General features: G+C 64.9%; 13 protein-coding genes. 6 read left to right on the top strand and 7 right to left on the bottom strand.

From position 1 onward, the window contains the following. Nucleotides 1-3: 3 nt before the first annotated feature. Nucleotides 4-546 (bottom strand): sigma-70 family RNA polymerase sigma factor, encoded by a 543-nt coding sequence (locus JFU57_RS21640; protein ID WP_078471307.1) that lies wholly within the window; start codon nt 544-546, stop codon nt 4-6. A gap of 168 nt (nt 547-714) precedes the next feature. Here JFU57_RS21640 and JFU57_RS21645 point away from each other — a divergent pair, with 168 nt between their 5' ends. Beyond that, nucleotides 715-2,073: an XAC2610-related protein gene (locus tag JFU57_RS21645; RefSeq protein ID WP_201130723.1), complete on the top strand. Its 1,359-nt coding sequence runs from the start codon at nt 715-717 to the stop codon at nt 2,071-2,073. A 113-nt stretch (nt 2,074-2,186) separates the two neighbouring features. Beyond that, nucleotides 2,187-4,286 (top strand): EAL domain-containing protein, encoded by a 2,100-nt coding sequence (locus JFU57_RS21650; RefSeq protein ID WP_201130724.1) that lies wholly within the window; start codon nt 2,187-2,189, stop codon nt 4,284-4,286. A gap of 10 nt (nt 4,287-4,296) precedes the next feature. Here the strand turns inward: JFU57_RS21650 and JFU57_RS21655 are convergent, their stop codons facing one another. After that, nucleotides 4,297-6,762: a hypothetical protein gene (locus tag JFU57_RS21655; protein WP_207202455.1), complete on the bottom strand. Its 2,466-nt coding sequence runs from the start codon at nt 6,760-6,762 to the stop codon at nt 4,297-4,299. 257 nt (nt 6,763-7,019) lie between these two features. On the opposite strand from JFU57_RS21655, the gene JFU57_RS21660 reads away from it, so the two are divergent. The 4 genes from JFU57_RS21660 (at nt 7,020) to JFU57_RS21675 (ending at nt 10,176) form a co-directional block, all read left to right on the top strand. Continuing rightward, on the top strand, nt 7,020-7,277 hold the full coding sequence (locus JFU57_RS21660) for a transmembrane sensor/regulator PpyR (protein ID WP_201132166.1): 258 nt from the start codon (nt 7,020-7,022) through the stop codon (nt 7,275-7,277). Then, a complete protein-coding gene (locus JFU57_RS21665) occupies nt 7,264-8,436 on the top strand; it encodes an NnrS family protein (protein WP_201130726.1) in 1,173 nt (390 codons plus the stop codon). Before JFU57_RS21660 ends, JFU57_RS21665 begins: the two co-directional genes overlap by 14 nt. A 114-nt stretch (nt 8,437-8,550) precedes the next feature. Next, nucleotides 8,551-9,519 carry a GGDEF domain-containing protein gene (locus tag JFU57_RS21670; protein WP_078471302.1) on the top strand — a complete coding sequence of 323 codons (969 nt, stop codon included), beginning with the start codon at nt 8,551-8,553 and terminating at the stop codon, nt 9,517-9,519. 57 nt (nt 9,520-9,576) lie between these two features. Further along, nucleotides 9,577-10,176, top strand: a complete 600-nt coding sequence (locus tag JFU57_RS21675) for a SagB/ThcOx family dehydrogenase (RefSeq protein WP_201130727.1) — start codon at nt 9,577-9,579, stop codon at nt 10,174-10,176. 209 nt (nt 10,177-10,385) lie between these two features. Here the strand turns inward: JFU57_RS21675 and JFU57_RS21680 are convergent, their stop codons facing one another. The 5 genes from JFU57_RS21680 to JFU57_RS21700 are packed head-to-tail and all read right to left on the bottom strand — an operon-like array spanning nt 10,386 to nt 17,770. Next, entirely contained in the window at nt 10,386-11,996 is a 1,611-nt protein-coding gene (locus JFU57_RS21680; protein WP_201130728.1) for an ABC transporter ATP-binding protein, read from the bottom strand. 1 nt (nt 11,997) lies between these two features. Next, nucleotides 11,998-13,017, bottom strand: a complete 1,020-nt coding sequence (locus JFU57_RS21685; protein ID WP_020296098.1) for an ABC transporter permease — start codon at nt 13,015-13,017, stop codon at nt 11,998-12,000. Between the two features lies 1 nt (nt 13,018). Next, a complete protein-coding gene (locus tag JFU57_RS21690) occupies nt 13,019-14,092 on the bottom strand; it encodes a microcin C ABC transporter permease YejB (protein WP_078471299.1) in 1,074 nt (357 codons plus the stop codon). A gap of 1 nt (nt 14,093) precedes the next feature. Further along, nucleotides 14,094-15,944, bottom strand: a complete 1,851-nt coding sequence (locus JFU57_RS21695) for an extracellular solute-binding protein (RefSeq protein WP_201130729.1) — start codon at nt 15,942-15,944, stop codon at nt 14,094-14,096. After that, the gene (locus JFU57_RS21700) at nt 15,941-17,770 is read right to left on the bottom strand and encodes an extracellular solute-binding protein (RefSeq protein ID WP_201130730.1); all 1,830 of its coding nucleotides are present in this window, start codon (nt 17,768-17,770) and stop codon (nt 15,941-15,943) included. Before JFU57_RS21700 ends, JFU57_RS21695 begins: the two co-directional genes overlap by 4 nt. Nucleotides 17,771-18,010: the final 240 nt, after the last annotated feature.

Consider the following 18,010-nt stretch of genomic DNA (forward strand, 5'->3'; position numbering starts at 1 on the left):
GGGTCATTGCACCAGCAGGCCGTCGAGCTCGGCTTCGAGCATCGCGCAGTGCATCAGGGCCTGGGCCAGGTATTTCTTGACCATGCGTTCGCTGACGCCGATTTCCACGGCGATGGCCTTGTAGGGCATGCCGTGCAGTTGCGCGAGGACAAAGGCGGCGCTGACCCGCTGCGGCAGGCGCGCGAGCATGGCATCCACTTCGTACAGGGTCTCGATGATAATCGCCCGCTGCTCCGGCGACGGTTGCAGTGGTTCGGGGCGCGCGGCAAGGGCCTGCAACCAGGCCTGTTCCAGTTGCCGGCGGCGCCAGTGATCGATGCACAGGCCACGGGCAATGGTTGCCAGGTACGAACGCTGGTGCACCACACAGGCCAGCACCGGCGGGCGCTTGAGCACCCGGACGAAAATGTCGTGAGCCAGGTCGGCGGCGTCGCAGGCGTTACTCAGGCGACGGCGCAGCAACTCGTACAGCCAGCGATGGTGGGTGCTGTAGAGGGTCTGGACCAGGGCGGTATCGGGGGGCAGGGGTGAAAGCACGATGTCCATCCGGCGTGGGGGGCGCCTTGGGTGCAAATAGGAATTGATCGCGATTTAAGCAAAAGGGTCAGTCCGGTGCAAATGATATTGGTTTGCTTTTGCATCGGGTGCGTTTCAGTAACCGGTGCTTGCCGTTAAACTGCGCGCCCCGATTGTTTTGCAAGGATGCCGCTCCCCATGTCTATCCGCCCCGTGCTGGTGGTTGCCGGCCTGCTGCTGGCCACTGCGGCCGCCGCCGAGCCGCTGGTGTATCAGTTGACTGACCCGGCGCAGAAATACCGCGTCGAACTGCGCTTTGCCCAGCCCCCGGTCGACAGCTACGAATCGGCGCCGGCCACCGTCAGCCTGCGTGACAAAACCAGTGACGAACTCCTGCAAACCCTGGATTCGCCTGCCGCTTATGCCACCCTCAGGCAGGACGGCAGCCTGTCCACCGGGCAGGCGCCGATGTACGGCGACCAGAGCGCGTTGTTTTTCGATGACTTCAACTTTGATGGCGAACAGGACCTGGCCCTGCGCAATGGCAGCGAGGGCGGTTATGGCGGGCCGTCCTACGATGTCTACCTGTTCGACCCCGGCACCCGGCGCCTGCAACTGAGCCCGGCGTTTTCCGACCTGACCCGTAATGGGCAGTTGGGCATGTTCGACACCGATCGCCAGGCCCAGCGCCTGCACACCTGGTCCAAAAGCGGCTGCTGCTGGCATCAGGACGCCAGCTGGAAGGTGGAAAACAACCTGCCGCTGATGGTCGAGGAGCGGATCGAGCAGGGCTACACCCCAACGCCCGAGGAGGGCTTCATGCCCCGGGGTTATTTCAACGTCACCTACCGTGCCCTGGTCGACGGTCAGTGGCAGGAGCATTCACGACTCGAGAGCCCGGTCAGCGAGGCGCCGCAAGTGTTCAAGGGCACCCTCGAGGGCAAGATCCCGGTCGAGCTCTGGTGGCAGCGCCAGGGCGAAGTGCTGGTGGGCGAAGTGCGTTATCCCAGAGGCGGCAGCGGCCAGCCGATCCTTCTGGTGGGGGGCGACTATGAGACCGGCAGCGTGACCCTGGTGGAGTCCGGCAGCCATGGCGAGATCACCGGCACCTGGTATGTGCAGACCGAAAACAACCCGCAGGGCAAGCGTGAGGCGGTCTGGGTCCAGGGTGCGAAGCGCTTTAACGGGATGCTGCAGGAAACCCCTGGCAAGGTGGCCGAGGACAAGCTCGGGCCGGTGGCCGATGAGCAGCGCGGTGGACGCTACCTGATGCGTGACGCTGCCGAGCAGCGCAGCGCCGAGTTGATCCTGACCCTGGTGCCCGGCACCGAGCCCCATGCCCTGGGCACTGTCGATGTGAGCATGCGCCTTGAACGCCCCGGCGTGGCGCCGCTGCTGATGCAGCAACGGGTGCCGCTGACCGCCAGCAATCTGGCTATAGTCTGGGACCCGCAAACCCGGCGCGGCTACCGCTTGCAGTTGCTCAAGGGCGCGCTGCTGATGTCGGGCAACTACGAGTACCGCGACTTGCGCGGGACCTACGTCAAGCAGCCCTGAGCCACGAGGAAAATAGCCCTTGCGGGTCGGTGTTTCTTCAGTGTTAGCTTCACTCTCGTCAGCTTTCGAGCAGGCCAGCGCTTGTCCGGGTGTTGCAAGGGAGGGGTAACCAGATGCCGAAAACCCTGTTCAGGCTGTTCTTCACCCATCGCCTGGCGGCCCTGGCGGGCGCCGAGTCGTTGCGGGCGATTCGTGAAGGGTTGTTGTGGTTGCTGCCTTGCCTGCTGGTCTCGGCCAGTTTTCTGATCCTGGCCCAATGTGCCCGCGCCCTGGGCCTGCCGGTGCAGGTGTCGGAGATGTTCGCCGGCCTGCATACCCAGATCAACTCGGTGCTACCGCTGCTGGTGGCAACGTCCATCGGCTACATGTTGGCCATCCGCTACCGCTTGCCGCAATTGCCCGTGGCCCTGCTGTGCCTGGCCCATGTGGTGATCGCCAGCTACCTGTTGCGTGATTACCCGTTAGCGGCGGCGACCTTCGTCCTGTTCATCGCCATCGCGTCGCCCCTGGTCACGGTGCCGATCATTGCCTGGCTGCACCGTCGGCGCTGGACCCGCCTGGTGCACGAAGACCTGGTGGGCTACAACCTCAAGGGCACCATCAATATGGTGCTGCCGGGGGCGGTGACCGTGCTGCTGCTGGTGTGCGTGCTGCAATTGCTGCTGCAGATTCCGCAGATCGCCTACATGCAGCAGCCCATGAGTCTCGGCTCGCTGGACAGCCCCTACCGCAGTGCGGCCTTGCTGACCTCGGCCAATTCGATCCTGTGGTTTTTCGGGATTCATGGCTCTTACGCCATGCAGCCGCTGTTCGACGTGATGGACCAGGCCGTGGCGATGAATGCCAGCGACCTGGCCGCCGGGCAACCGGTGCGCTTCGCCCTCAACAGCGGCCTGTTGGGTTGCTTCGCCTTTATCGGGGGCTCGGGCGGATCGCTGGCCCTGGTGCTGGCCATCCTGCTGTTTTCGCGCAATCAGTCGATGCGCCTGCTGGCGGTGGCGAGCCTGCCGCTGTCGCTGTTCAACGTCAACGAACTGTTGCTGTTCGGCTTGCCGATCATCCTCAATCCGCGCCTGCTGGTGCCTTTTGTGCTGGTGCCGATGGTCAACGCCACCCTGGCGCTGGGCGCGGTGCAACTGGGCTGGGTGGCGCCGTCGGTGGCCACGGTGCCGTTCACTGCACCGGTGCTGCTCAATGCCTACCTGAGTACTCAGGGCGACTGGGGCGCGGTGTTGCTGCAGGTGGTGCTGCTGGGCCTGGGCACCGTGATTTATGTGCCCTATGTACGCGCGATTCAGCGCCAGAGCGCGGAGAACGCCAAGGTCTACCTGAGGACCTTCGACACCACCTTTCACGGCCTGGAAGAAAAGGGCCGGCTGTTCGAACTCGATCCGGTGGTGGCCTCCTATAAGGCCGCGGCCCTGCGCGCCCATGCGTTCTCCCGGGTGCAGCAGCTCAGCGAGTACGAGTTCCACCTCGAGTACCAGCCCCAGGTGTCCCAGCGCACGGGGCTCTGCACCGGCTGCGAGGCGTTGCTGCGGGCGCGGGATCGCGGCGGCAGCGAGCAGTCGCCCTGGGAACTGTTGCAGTGGCTGGGCCAGGCCAAGCTGATGGCGGATGTGGACTTCTGGGTCGCCTCCCAGGCGGTGCGCCAGCACCTGAGTTGGCAGAAAAGCGGTTTCGAACTGCCGATCACGATCAATATTTCCGGCGCGACCCTGGCCTCCGCCGAGCACAGCGAACGCCTCCTGGAAATCCTCGCCCGGGCCCAGGGCCGGGTCTCGGTGGAGGTCACCGAAGATGCGCTGGTGGGCGATGTGCTGATCACCCAGCGCCTGATCAGCAAGCTGCATGCCATGGGTGCGCGGTTTTATATCGACGATTTCGGCACCGGCTTTTCCGCCTTGAGTTACCTGCATCAGTTTGCCGTGGACAGCATCAAGATCGACCGCAGTTTTGTCCTCGCCCAGCACGAAGCCAAGGGCGCCCAGGTGCTCAATGGCCTGTTGCGGTTCTGCGAGACCCTGGACCTGGGAGTGGTGGTCGAAGGCGTCGAAACCCGCGAGCAACTGGACTTTCTACAGTCCAGCTCGGAGCTGATCATCCAGGGCTGGTACTTCAGCAAGGCCTTGCCGGCGGCGCAGATCCCCCAATTTGTGATCGACACTGCGCAGCGCGTGCAGGCCACGCGCCGACCGTTGACCGAAGGCTGAGGAAGCGGCCTCAGCGCCGGGCGGCGGGGCCGGTAAAGTCGATGCAGTCCGGGCGCGGCAACGCTTGCCAGGCCTCCAGGTCGGCCTGATCGGCGGCGCGCAGCCACAGGCCGTGATGCTCGATCAGCGGCTCGGCGGGCAGGCTCAGCAACTGGGCCAGGTCGAGCTTCAGCAGGTGGCCGGAATCGCCATCGCGCTCGGGCTGCCAGTCCCGTTCAAACAGGCGGACACTCAGGCGGTCGCCGACAAACGTTTCGAACTGCGGGCGGTTGTGCAACGGCTGCGCCGCGATGCGCAGGCTGCGCTCGCGCACATCGAGCAGCAGCAACTGCCAGCCCCGGCCGTTTTGATCGCGTCCCTGGGTCTCGCTCAGCAGGCGGGTCAGTGCCAGGTAGCGCCCGTCCCCGGACCAGATCATCGACGGCGCCAGGTCCTTCAGCGCGCAACCCGAGGCCGTCAGCAGGTGCCCGCCGAGGCGCGGCATGCTCGGCCGCAGCCAGCTGTCGGCGTACTCGGTCTGGCAGCCGAACAGCCAGGCGGCATCCTCCCCGCCAGGGCTGGGCTGGATGAAATCGCCATCGGCCACTGCGGCTTGCGGGCGCTGCACCCGGCGCCAGTCCGGCAGGCGCCGCAGGTGTCCAGCTTCGATCTGCAAGGTCGCGACCTGGTAGTACAGGCGTGAGTCCTCGCGGTAACGGCAGAACGACGCGGCGGTTTCGGCAGGGCCTGCCGGCTGGTTGCAGCGCTGTAACGGGTGGCTGTGCAGCGACTGGTCAAGGCGTCCGGCAATCAGCGCCAGGCTCAGGCGGGCATCGCGAAAATCGAGGATTCGCGCCGCGAGCATGGGCGGACCTGGGATCAGCCGACGCTGTTGCACATCCGCCACCAGCACCTGGCCGGCCACCGCTGGGGCCTGGGTAAAGGGCAGCAGGGCCAGGTAGCGCTGGCAGGTGGATACCCGGTGGTCGAGCAGCCAACTGCCCGGCAGGCTCCAGTCGCCGATCTGGCACTGGTAGCCGCCGAGGCCGTCCGGGTTGTCGCTGAGCCAACTGAAGCGAGCCCGCACCTCGTCGAGCAAGGGCTGGGATTCGATCTGGGCGCTGCCGCGCTGGCCCTGGCTGTCCAGCGGCAGCACCAGGCGGATCCGCGCCAGGGGCAGGTCGGCGACCTGGACCCGGCCCTGGGCGTCATGGCCGACCTGGGTCTGGGTGTCGCTGTGGATGCTCTGCAGTTGGTAGCCGTAGGTCCCGTAGTCCGGCTGGGCGCAGTCGAGGTAGGCGTCGAAGCGCAGGTGCTGATGGTCCAGGGCCGGCAGGCTGTACCAGTAGAAGGACGGCTCCTGCGGGCTCGCCTGCCAGGGCTCGGGCAGCGCCCGCCAGCCCCGGTCGAGTTGCCACAGCCAATAGCCGCGGGTGTCGCTGGCCGGGTCGTCCGCCAGGCAGGCAAACCCGTCGCCGGTCGCGCTCCACACCCGCGGGCTGTCGGCCCCGAGCAGCAGGCCGGAAGGCTGGCCGTCGAGGCTCAGGTGATAGCGGGGGCTGCGCAATGGCTCCAGGGGTCGCTCCAACGTGCGCAGGCTGTCAGGCAGGGCAATCTGCCCCGTCAGGCAGTGCTTGCCCTCGGGGCTGTGTTCCTCCAGCCCGACCCGGGCCACGGCCTGCTGCCAGGCGCCGGGCTCGAGCCACAGGTCGGCGATCGGCACCAGGTCCACCGCCCGCGCGCCCTGCAGCAAATCTTGCAGCGGGTCCTGGCGCGTGCCGTTGTCCACCAGCGGGCTGTAGCGACCGCCGAGGCCCGCTGCATCGAAGCGATCGAGTTCCCAGAACTCACTGTGGGCGCAGTGATAGACCCGGCGCTGCTGGCGGTCGAGTATCACCAGCCCCCAGTTTTGGCGCGACGGCACTGGGGCTGCGAAGTAGCGCCCGTCCTCGCTGAAGCGCGCCGAGGCGCCCAGGCCCTCCAGCAGCACACCATCGGGGAACAGGTAGTCGCAATAGGTCGGGCCGCCCATGGCGATTTCACCCTGGTTGAACACCCGGATCGGCTCGCCTTCCGGGGTCACTTGCGGTTCGTTGCCGCCCCAGGCGCTGGGGCCGGAGGCGTCGCCTTGGGTGACGCGGGCCAGGCCCAGGCGCCGCTCCAGACTGCTGATAGCCGCCATCCCGGCAACGATGCTGACAAACGCCGCGGCAATGTCCCAGTACGCCGGGAGCGCCCGGCCCAAGCTGAACCCCAGGCCGAACACCGCGCTGATCAGCAGACGGATCCAGCCCCGGGCCAGGGTGCTCCAGCCCAGGCGCGCGCTGAGCCAGGCCAGCAGTGCGCAGCTGGCGACCACCAGCAACGCCAGGGGCGGCGGCAGCAGGGTGACGAAAAAGATCGGCAGCAGCAGTGCCAGCAATTGCCAGAGCAGCTCCAGCAACAGGCGGCCCAGGCTTTTTTCGGCACTGACGGGAGCGGGACGGTTAGCCACCAGGAGTCATCCTTGTGTGCAAGAGGGGACGGCGCCCAAGGGGGCGGGCGCGAATCGGGCAAATCTACGCCTTTGGCGCAGAAAAAGGCAGCCTGGCTTTATGCGTCATTATGACTGCGTAGATAGTCATAAGGACTTCGAAAATAAGATGTCATTATGACTCGAATGATTTTATCTAGCTGAATTTAAAGGCGTTATTGGTTGGCATGAATACTGATACTACAAGGCTATATCCGAAGCGCTGTCGAGGAGTATCCATGATGATCCGTGACTTCAGTTCACCGCAGCAGGTCCTGCAACTGTCGAGCAAGGTGCTGGCCCTGGGCGCGTTGTTATTGGCGGTGGGCGTGTATGGCGCCTATTTCTATTCGGGGCCGGCGCCGATTGGCGCATTGGTGTCCCTGCACACCCTGGTGATTCTCGGGCCGACCTTGCTCAAGGTCGGTTATGTCATGCGTTTACTGGCTCAGCGCCGGTTGTACGCAGAGCAGGGGAGTGCAGCCTGTGTCATGGCGTAAGTCTTACCTGAGCTGGACCGGTCGACCGCTGTGGAGCCTGGGCTTTCGCCCGTTTTTTCTCGCCGGGGCCGGCTTTGGCTGCGTCGCCCTGGCGCTCTGGGGGATGTGGCTGTACGGGCGTTTGCCCGGCGTGCAGCCGGTGGGTGGGATGCTGGCCTGGCATCGACACGAGATGCCCTTTGGTTTCGCCACGGCGATCATTGCCGGTTTTCTACTGACCGCGGTGCCGAACTGGACCGGGCGCCCCGGCATCAGCGGCGGGCCGTTGTTCGGGCTGTGGCTGATCTGGCTGGTGGCGCGCCTGGCGTGGTGGCTGCCGTTGCCGGCTCCGCTGCTGCTCGGGCTGCAAGGGCTGTTTTTACCGCTGCTGGCGTGGGTCCTGGGCCGTGAACTGGTGGCCGCCGGCAAACGCGACAATTACCCGATCGTCGCGGTGCTGGGGCTGTTGGCGCTGTGCCAGGGCCTGACCCTGTGGGGCATCGCCGAGAATGACCTGGCCTATCAGCGGCGCGGCGTGCTGGCGGCCCTGTGGCTGGTGGCGGCGCTGCTCAGTTTGATTGGCGGGCGGGTGATTCCGTTCTTTATCCAGCGCGGCCTGAACCGCCCGGCCAGCCCGGCGGACCGCCCCTGGACCACGCGCCTGCTGTTGATCACCACGTTGCTGCTGGCGCTGTCCATCGGCCTGGGCCTGGGTGAGCTGCCGACGCCCTGGCTGGTGCTGCCCTATGGTTTGCTCCTGGTCTTGCACGTGCGGCGGCTGTGGCGTTGGCATGACCGCGGCCTGTGGCGCGTGCCGCTGTTGTGGTCGCTGTACCTGGCCTATGCCTGGCTGGCCCTGGCGGCGCTGGCGATGGGGCTCTGGCACCTCGGTGTATTGCCGTACCAAAGCCTGGCCAGCCATGCCCTGGCGGTGGGCGGGTTGGGCGGTCTGGTGCTGGCGATGATCGCCCGGGTCAGCCTGGGGCATACCGGGCGCCCCCTGCGCGCGCCGATAACGGTGGTGATCGGCTTTGGCCTGATGCTGCTGGCGGCCTTGTGTCGGGTGCTGCTGGTGCCGTTCAACGGCTGGGCGCTGGGGTTGTCGGCGGCCTTGTGGTGCGCGGCCCTGGCTTTGTTTCTGCTGAGTTACAGCGGGTTGTTGCTCAAGCCCAGGCTTTGAGCCTTGAGGTGCCTGGAGGGCGGACGTCGGCGGCGGATCGGTAAAACGGTCGGGAGTGAAAAGGGGCGGTGGTCTACGCTAAGCAAAAAAGTTAGCCGCCCAATGGAGTTCGCGATGTTGTCCCCAGCCAAGCCCGCCAATGAAGCTGCGCGGGTGAAGACCCTACATGCATTGAAGCTGCTCGATACCGAGGCCGAAGAACGTTTCGACCGGCTGACCCGCCTGGCCAAGCGCTTGTTCGGCGTGCCCATTGCTCTGGTCAGTCTGGTGGACAGCGAGCGGCAGTGGTTCAAGTCCTGCATGGGCCTGGAGGCCAGCGAAACCTCGCGGGATATCTCATTCTGCGGGCATGCGATTCTCGGCGAGCAGATCCTTTTGGTCAGCGATGCCGAGCTCGACGACCGTTTCCATGACAACCCACTGGTGGTCGGCGAGCCGGGGATTCGCTTCTACGCCGGCTGTCCGCTGACCGTGGCCGATGGCAGCAAGCTCGGCACCCTGTGCCTGATCGACGTCAAGCCACGGGATCTCGACGACGAGGAGCGCGGGCTCCTGCGCGACCTGGGACGCATGGCCGAGCAGGAACTGGCGGCGGTGCAGATGGCGAGCATGGATGAGCTGACCCTGCTGTCCAACCGCCGTGGTTTCGTGGCCCTGGCCCGCTATGGCCTGGCGGCATGCCAGCGCCTGGCCAAACCCGCGACCCTGCTGTTTTTCGACCTCAACGACTTCAAACAGATCAACGACACCTACGGCCATGCCGAAGGCGACATGGCACTCAAGACTTTCGCCGATGTGCTGCGCATCGCCTTTCGCGAAAGCGACGTGATCGGCCGCCTGGGTGGCGACGAGTTCGTGGCGCTGCTGACCGGTTCCAACCATATCGAGACCTCGGCGATCATGGCCCGCCTGCAAGAGATCCTCGACGAGCGCAACACGACCCTGCAGCGCGGCTACGACTTGCGCTTCAGCGTCGGCCTGGTGGAGTACGACCCCGAGAGCCAGCAGAGCGTCGAAGACCTGCTGGCCGAGGCGGACAAGGCGATGTACGTGCACAAGCAGGCGCTGCGCAAAAAACTTTGATCGGGGCCTTGGCGAAGCTGTTAACGTCAGGCTCTTTTTCAGCCTGGAAGACGCCCCATGGATGCCCGCGCCAGTGACCTGCTGCACAGCCTGTTGTCGAACCGACGCAGCCAGCGCGATTTCAGTGACCAGGGCCTGGCCCTGGCACAACTGAACTCGATCCTGCTGGCCGGCCAGGGCCACACCTCGCCCGACGGCAAGCGCGGCGCACCTTCGGCGCATGCCTTGCACCCTCTGCGCCTGCGGGTGATTGCCCGGCGCGTGGAGGGCCTCGCCCCCGGTGTCCACGACTTCGACAGTGCCTTGGCCACCCTGCATCAGGTCGGCCCGGCGTTGAGCCCGGGCAGCCTCAACGCCGCGGCCCTGGGCGATGAAACCTGGCTGGAGCAGGCCGCCGCCGTGGTGGTGATCATCGCTGACCGCGAGTTGGCGATCCGGCATTTTGCCGAGCAGCAGGCCGATGGCCTCCGGGGTGCGCGCTACGTGGATTTCGAGGCCGGCGCGGTGACCCAGAACATGTACCTGGCCGTGACGGCCGTCGGATTGGGCGCGGTGGTGGTGATGGGCTTCGATGACCTGTCGATGAACGCCACCCTGGGCCTCACGGGCAGCGAGGCGGCCGTGGCGTTGTTTTGTGTTGGGCAGCCTCGGCGCTAGGTGAATAGCCACCCAGGGGCGAGGGAGCAAGCTCGCGTTCGGCCGCTTAGCGGTTGCAAGGGGGTGCACTGCGTCGGGTCAGATGCGTCGAGGTGGTAGGGATTGGGCCCGCTGCGCGGGCCAGCGGGAGCAAGCTCCCTCGCCACACAAGGGCAGGATTGCACCACCCACTAACGGGTTTCGCTTAACGCTGTGGCGAGGGCGGGGCCTTATTCGGCTTCCTCGGGCACCAGAAACGCGGCTTCCAGCAACTGCCGGGTGTAGGGGTGTTGCGGCGCGGCGAAGATGTCCTTGGCGTCGCCCTGTTCCACCACCTGGCCGTGCTTGATCACCATCAGTTGATGACTCAGGGCCTTGACCACTGCCAGGTCGTGGCTGATGAACAGGTAGGTCAGGTTGTACTTGCTTTGCAGCTTGCGCAGCAGCTCCACCACCTGGCGTTGCACGGTGCGGTCCAGGGCCGAGGTCGGTTCGTCGAGCAGGATCAGCCGTGGCTTGAGCACCAGAGCCCGGGCAATGGCGATGCGCTGGCGCTGGCCGCCGGAGAACTCATGGGGGTAGCGATTGCGGGTCTCGGGGTCGAGGCCGACTTCCTTGAGGGCGTCGATGATTGCCTGTTCCTGCTCGGCCTCGGTGCCGATCTTGTGGATGCGCAGGCCTTCGCCAACGATCTGGCTGACGCTCATGCGCGGGCTGAGGCTGCCGAACGGGTCCTGGAACACCACCTGCATTTCCCGACGCAGCGGGCGCACCTGTTGCTGCGACAGGCTGTCCAGCGCCTGGCCTTCGAAGCGAATCCCGCCCTTGCTGCCGATCAGCCGCAGGATGGCCAGGCCCAGGGTCGATTTGCCCGAGCCGCTTTCGCCGACGATGCCCAGGGTCTGGCCCTGGGGCAGGCTGAAATTGATGCCGTCCACGGCCTTGACGTAGTCCACGGTGTTGCGCAGAAAGCCTTTCTTGATCGGGAACCAGACTTTCAGGTCGTCGACCTCCAGCAGTGGCGGCCCGACTTCGTTGCCGGCCGGGATGCCGCTGGGTTCCGCCGCCAGCAACTCCTGGGTGTAAGGGTGCTGCGGCGAGCGGAACAGCTCGGCGCACGACGCCTGCTCGACAATCCGCCCGCGCTGCATCACGCACACCCGGTGGGCGATGCGCCGCACCAGGTTCAAATCGTGGCTGATCAGCAGCAGCGCCATGCCCAGGCGGGCCTGCAATTCCTTGAGCAGTTCGAGGATCTTCAACTGCACGGTGACGTCCAGCGCGGTGGTCGGTTCGTCGGCGATCAGCAGCTCCGGCTCGTTGGCCAGGGCCATGGCGATCATCACCCGCTGCCGCTGGCCGCCGGAAAGCTCGTGGGGCAGGGCCTTGAGCCGCTTGTGCGGTTCAGGGATGCCCACCAGCTCCAGCAGTTCCAGGGTGCGTCGGGTCGCGACCTTGCCGCTCAGGCCCTTGTGCAGGCCGAGCACTTCATTGATCTGCTTCTCGATGCTGTGCAGCGGGTTGAGGGAGGTCATGGGCTCCTGGAAGATCATCGCGATCCGGTTGCCTCGGATATGGCGGAGGGTCTTCTCTTTCAGGGTCAGCAGGTCCTGGCCGGAATAAGTGATGGTGCCGGAGGGGTGGCGTGCCAGGGGGTAGGGCAGCAGGCGCAGGATCGAGTGCGCGGTCACCGACTTGCCGGAGCCGCTTTCGCCCACCAGGGCCAGGGTTTCGCCGCGCTTGATGTCGAAGCTGATGCCTTCGACCACCCGTTGCTGTTGCTCGCCGACCACAAATTCGACGGCGAGGTCGCGGACTTCGATCAGATTGTCCTGATTCATCTCATTTCCTCGGGTCGAAGGCGTCGCGAGCGGACTCGCCGATAAACACCAGCAGGCTGAGCATGATCGCCAGCACGGCAAAGGCACTGATGCCCAGCCACGGAGCCTGCAGGTTGGATTTGCCCTGGGCCACCAGCTCGCCCAGGGACGGTGCGCCCGGGGGCAGGCCGAAGCCGAGGAAGTCGAGGGCGGTCAGGGTGCCGATGGCACCGGTGAGTATGAACGGCATGAAGGTCATGGTTGAGACCATGGCGTTGGGCAGGATATGGCGGAACATGATCGCGCCGTTCTGCATCCCCAGGGCCCTGGCCGCGCGCACGTATTCCAGGTTGCGCCCGCGCAGGAACTCGGCGCGCACCACGTCCACCAGGCTCATCCAGGAAAACAGCAGCATGATCCCCAGCAGCCACCAGAAGTTGGGCTGCACGAAACTGGCAAGGATAATCAGCAGGTACAGCACCGGCAGCCCGGACCAGATCTCCAGGAAACGCTGCCCCACCAGGTCGACCCAGCCGCCGTAGAAGCCCTGCAGGGCGCCGGCGATCACGCCGATGATGGAACTGAGCACGGTCAGGGTCAGGGCGAACAGCACCGAAATCCGGAAGCCGTAGATCACCCGGGCCAGCACATCACGGCCCTGGTCATCGGTGCCCAGCAGGTTGTCCGCCGAGGGCGGCGCCGGGGCCGGGACCCGCAGGTCGTAGTTGATGCTCTGGTAGCTGAACGGGATGGGCGCCCAGAGCACCCAGGCATCCTTGGCCGCCAGCAGCTCGCGGATATACGGGCTCTTGTAGTTGGCTTCCAGAGGGAATTCACCGCCGAAGGTGGTTTCCGGGTAGCGCTTGAGCGCCGGGAAGTACCAGCTGTCGTCGTAATGCACCACCAGCGGCTTGTCGTTGGCGATCAGCTCGGCGCCCAGGCTCGCGCCAAACAGGATCAGGAACAGCCACAGCGACCACCAGCCACGCTTGTTGGCCTTGAAACGCTCGAAGCGCCGACGATTGAGGGGGGACAGTTTCATCTCAATGCTCCCGGCTTTCGAAGTCGATGCGCGGATCGACCAGGGTGTAGGTGAGGTCGCCGATCAGTTTCACCACCAGCCCCAGCAGGGTGAAGATGAACAGGGTGCCGAACACCACCGGGTAATCGCGGTTGATCGCCGCTTCAAAACTCATCAGGCCCAGGCCGTCGAGGGAGAAGATCACTTCCACCAGCAACGAACCGGTGAAGAAAATCCCGATAAAGGCCGAGGGGAAGCCGGCGATCACCAGCAGCATGGCGTTGCGGAACACATGGCCGTACAGCACTTTGCGCTGGGTCAGGCCCTTGGCCTTGGCGGTGATTACGTACTGCTTGTTGATCTCGTCGAGGAAGCTGTTCTTGGTGAGCAGGGTCATGGTCGCGAAGTTGCCGATCACCAGGGCCGTCACCGGCAGGGCCAGGTGCCAGAAGTAGTCGAGGATCTTGCCGCCCCAGCTCAACTGGTCGAAATTGTTGGAGGTCAGCCCGCGCAAGGGAAACCAGTCGAAGTAACTGCCGCCGGCGAACACCACGATCAGCAGGATGGCGAACAGGAACGCCGGGATCGCGTAGCCGACGATGATCGCCGAGCTGGTCCAGACATCGAAGTGGCTGCCGTGGCGGGTGGCCTTGGCGATCCCCAGGGGGATCGACACCAGGTACATGATCAAAGTGCTCCAGAGCCCGAGGGAGATGGACACCGGCATCTTTTCCTTGATCAGGTCCACCACCTTGGCATCGCGAAAGAAGCTGTCGCCGAAATCCAGGGTCGCGTAGTTCTTGATCATGATCCACAGGCGTTCCGGCGCCGACTTGTCGAAGCCGTACATCTTCTCGATTTCCTTGACCAGGGCCGGGTCCAGGCCCTGGGCGCCGCGGTAGCTGGAACCGGCCACCGAGACTTCGGCGCCGCCGCCGGCAATGCGGCTGGTGGCGCCTTCGAAACCTTCGAGCTTGGCGATCATCTGCTCCACCGGCCCGCCGGGCGCGGCCTGGATGATGACGAAGTTGATCAGCAGGATACCCAGCAGGGTGGGGATGATCAGCAGCAGTCGACGAACAATGTAGGCCAGCATCTTATTGCTCCACGCCGGCCGGTTGGGCCGGGTCCTGGCTGCTTGAGGTCACGGCGGGCTTGGCGTCGGGCTTGATCCACCAGGTGGCGGTGCCGATGTCGTACTTGGGCGAGACCTTGGGGTGGCCGATATGGTCCCAGTAGGCCACGCGCCAGGTCTTGATGTGCCAGTTGGGGATCACGTAGTAGCCCCATTGCAACACCCGGTCCAGGGCGCGGGCATGGGCCACCAGGCTCTGTCGCGAGTCGGCGTTGATCAGGTCTTCGACCAGGGCGTCGATGGTCGGGTCCTTGAGGCCGATGAAGTTGCGGCTGCCCGGCTTGTCGGCGCTGGAGGACTGCCAGAACTCGCGCTGCTCGTTACCCGGCGAGTTGGACTGGGGGAAGCTGCCGACCACCATGTCGAAATCCCGCGAGCGCAGGCGGGTGATGTACTGGGAAACGTCGACCCGGCGGATCACCAGGTCAATCCCCAGGTCGCTGAGGTTGCGCTTGAACGGCAGCAGCACCCGTTCGAACTCGGTCTGTGCCAGCAGGAATTCGATCACCACCGGCTTGCCCTGGGCGTCGACCATCTTGTCGTCGACGATACGCCAGCCGGCTTCCTGCAGCAGCTGGTAAGCCTGGCGTTGCTGGGCGCGGATCATGCCGCTGCCGTCGCACACCGACGGCTCGAAGGCTTCGCTGAAGACCTGGGCCGGCAGCTTGCTGCGCAGCGGGCCGAGGACTTTCAGCTCTTCGGCATCGGGCAGGCCGGTGGCCGCCATCTCGGAGTTTTCAAAGTAGCTGCGGGTGCGGGTGTAGGCGCCGTTGAACAGCTGCTTGTTGGTCCATTCGAAGTCCAGCAGCAGGCTCAGGGCCTGACGCACCCGCACGTCCTGGAACACCGGGCGGCGGATGTTGTAGACAAAACCCTGCATGCCGGTGGGGTTGCCGTTGGCGATCTGCTCCTTGATCAGCCGGCCGGCGGCGACGGCGGGGGTGTTGTAGGCGGTGGCCCAGTTCTTCGCGCTCATCTCCAGCCAGAAGTCGAATTGCCCGGCCTTGAGCGCCTCCAGGGCCACGGTGTTGTCGCGGTAGTAGTCGGTGGCCATGACATCGAAGTTGTAGAACCCCCGGTTGATCGGCAGGTCCTTGCCCCAGTAATCCTTGACCCGCTCGTAGCGGATCGAACGCCCGGCCTTGACCTCGGACACCTTGTACGGGCCGCTGCCCAGGGGGATCTCCAGATTGCCCTTGGCGAAATCGCGATTTTCCCACCAGTGCTTGGGCAGGACGGGCAACTGGCCGAGGATCAGCGGCAACTCGCGGTTGTTGTTGTGCTTGAACTTGAACAGCACCCGCAGCGGGTCCTCGGCCACCACTTCGGCGACGTCGGCGTAATAGCCCCGGTACAGCGGAGCGCCGGATTTGATCAGGGTCTGGAAGGTGAACACCACGTCCTCGGCACGTACCGGATGGCCGTCATGGAAGCGCGCCTCGGGGCGCAGGTAGAAGCGCACCCAGCTGTTGTCCGGGGCCTTTTCGATCTTGCCGGCGATCAGCCCGTACTCGGTGAAGGGCTCATCCAGGCTCTGGCGCATCAGGGTGTCGTAGATCAGGCCGATATTGTCCGCCGGCACGCCTTTGTTGATAAACGGGTTGAGGCTGTCGAACGCGCCGAAGCCGGCTTCGCGGAAGGTGCCGCCCTTGGGCGCGTCCGGGTTGACGAAGTCGAAGTGCTTGAAGTCGGCGGGGTATTTCGGCGGTTCGCTGTACAGGGTCAGGGCGTGTTGCGGGGCGGCCTGGGCCAGGCAGGCCAGAGTCGAGAGCAACAGGCCGCTGGCCTGCAGCAGTGCGCGCATGGTCATCATTGGGCTTTCTCCGAAGACTTCAGCCACCACGCGCTCAGGCCCAATTGGTAGGGCGGCGTGGTGACGAAGGCGAACCGGTTGCGGTACGCCAGGCGATGATAATTGAGGTACCAGTTGGGAATGATGTAGTGCTGCCACAGCAGCACTCGATCCAGGGCCCGGCCGGCGGCCAGTTGTTCGTCGCGGGTCTGGGCGGCGAGCAGTTGTTCCAGCAGGTGATCGACGATTGGATTGGCGATGCCCGCGTAGTTCTTGCTGCCCTTGACCCCGACCTGGCTCGAATGGAAGTACTGCCATTGCTCAAGGCCGGGGCTCAGGGTCTGGTTGAGGGTCATGAGGATCATGTCGAAATCGAACTGGTCCAGGCGCTGCTTGTACTGCGCCCGATCCACCGTGCGCAGGCGTGCATCGATGCCGATGCTGGCGAGGTTCTCGATATAGGGCTGCAGGATCCGCTCCAGGTTCGGATTGACCAGCAGCAACTCGAACCGCAGCGGCTGGCCCTGGCTATTGACCAGGCGCTGGCCATTGAGCTTCCAGCCGGCTTCGCCGAGCAGGCTCAGGGCGCGGCGCAGGGTGTCCCGGGGAATGCCGCGGCCGTCGGTCTGGGGCAGGCTGAAGGGCTGGGTGAAGAGCTTGGCCGGCAATTGCTCGCGGTACGGTGAAAGCATCAGCCACTCATGGCCGACCGGCAGGCCGCTGGCCGAGAACTCGCTGTTGGGGTAGTAGCTCATGGCGCGCTTGTAGGCGCCGCTGAACAGGGTGCGGTTGGTCCATTCGAAGTCGAACATCAGCCCCAGGGCTTCGCGCACCTTGACCTCGGCGAAGGTGGCACGCCGGGTATTCATGAACAGGCCCTGGGTCTGGGTCGGAATCTGGTGCGCAACCTGGGCCTTGATCACATCGCCGCGATTGACCGCCGGGAAGTTGTAGCCGTTGGCCCAGTTCTTGGCCTGGTGCTCAATGTAGATGTCGAACTCGCCGGCCTTGAAGGCTTCGAAGGCCACGTCACTGTCGCGGTAGAACTCGACTTCGACCCGGTCGAAGTTATTGAAGCCCCGGTTCACCGGCAGGTTCTCGCCCCAGTAGTCCTTGACCCGCTCGAACACCAGTTGGCGGCCGGGCTGGACCCGGGTGATGCGATACGGCCCGCTGCCCAGGGGCGGCTCGAAGGTGGTGGCCTTGAAGTCCCGGCCCTTCCAGTAGTGCTGGGGCAGCACCGGCAGCTCGCCCATGCGCAGGATCAGCAAGGGGTTGCCGGCGCGCTTGAACACAAAGCGGATCCGCAGCGGGCCGAGGATGTCGACCCGTTGCACTTCCTGCAGGTTGGTGCGGTATTGCGGATGGCCTTCCTTGAGCAGGACCCGGTAGGAAAACGCCACGTCCCGGGCGGTGATGGGCGTGCCGTCGTGGAAGCGCGCTTCGGGCCGCAGGTTGAACACCACCCAGCTGCGGTCCTCGCTGTATTCGATGGAGCGCGCGATCAGGCCGTAGCTGGAAGTGGGTTCGTCGCCGGAAGGGGCATACAGGCCGGTGCCGACCATCAACGGCTCATTCAGCTCGTTGACCCCGTATTGCAGGAAGTTGGGGGTGGTGACCGGGCTGGTGCCCTTGAAGGTGTAGGGGTTGAGGGTGTCGAAGGTGCCAAAGGCCATGACCCGCAAGGTGCCGCCTTTGGGCGCTGCGGGGTTCACCCAATCGTAATGGGTGAATTTGGCCGGGTACTTGAGCGTGCCGAACTGCGCATAACCATGACTTTCGGTGATCGTTGCGCTTGCGGGAAAGCTCAAGGCCAGACTGATTAGGAGCAGGAGGAGGGGACGCATCAAGTCAGAGATCCGATCCAGGCGGCTTGGGCTTTGTGCTCGGTACAGTAACAGCTTGTATCAGCAGGAAAAAGGCCGTTGTAGCGGGCTTTCTAAGGCTTGGACAGGGGGATGGGGCGAGTGAGGCTTTCTGTTGCCGGGGAACCTGCTCGCGCAGGCTGCTGAAGCCGCTGCCGAGGCACGAGGCTGCGCTGGTCGCCATGAGCGCCGTGCAGCCTCAGACAGATGAGGTCAGGGGGA

Source organism: Pseudomonas sp. TH07, assembly GCF_016651285.1.
GTDB lineage: Bacteria > Pseudomonadota > Gammaproteobacteria > Pseudomonadales > Pseudomonadaceae > Aquipseudomonas.

Bases quoted from the DNA above. Each gene is read 5' to 3' on its own strand.
- JFU57_RS21640 (WP_078471307.1), bottom strand. From the start codon at position 546: ATGGACATCGTGCTTTCACCCCTGCCCCCCGATACCGCCCTGGTCCAG.
- JFU57_RS21645 (WP_201130723.1), top strand. From the start codon at position 715: ATGTCTATCCGCCCCGTGCTGGTGGTTGCCGGCCTGCTGCTGGCCACT.
- JFU57_RS21650 (WP_201130724.1), top strand. From the start codon at position 2,187: ATGCCGAAAACCCTGTTCAGGCTGTTCTTCACCCATCGCCTGGCGGCC.
- JFU57_RS21660 (WP_201132166.1), top strand. From the start codon at position 7,020: ATGATCCGTGACTTCAGTTCACCGCAGCAGGTCCTGCAACTGTCGAGC.
- JFU57_RS21670 (WP_078471302.1), top strand. From the start codon at position 8,551: ATGTTGTCCCCAGCCAAGCCCGCCAATGAAGCTGCGCGGGTGAAGACC.
- JFU57_RS21675 (WP_201130727.1), top strand. From the start codon at position 9,577: ATGGATGCCCGCGCCAGTGACCTGCTGCACAGCCTGTTGTCGAACCGA.
- JFU57_RS21680 (WP_201130728.1), bottom strand. From the start codon at position 11,996: ATGAATCAGGACAATCTGATCGAAGTCCGCGACCTCGCCGTCGAATTT.
- JFU57_RS21685 (WP_020296098.1), bottom strand. From the start codon at position 13,017: ATGAAACTGTCCCCCCTCAATCGTCGGCGCTTCGAGCGTTTCAAGGCC.
- JFU57_RS21690 (WP_078471299.1), bottom strand. From the start codon at position 14,092: ATGCTGGCCTACATTGTTCGTCGACTGCTGCTGATCATCCCCACCCTG.
- JFU57_RS21695 (WP_201130729.1), bottom strand. From the start codon at position 15,944: ATGATGACCATGCGCGCACTGCTGCAGGCCAGCGGCCTGTTGCTCTCG.
- JFU57_RS21700 (WP_201130730.1), bottom strand. From the start codon at position 17,770: ATGCGTCCCCTCCTCCTGCTCCTAATCAGTCTGGCCTTGAGCTTTCCC.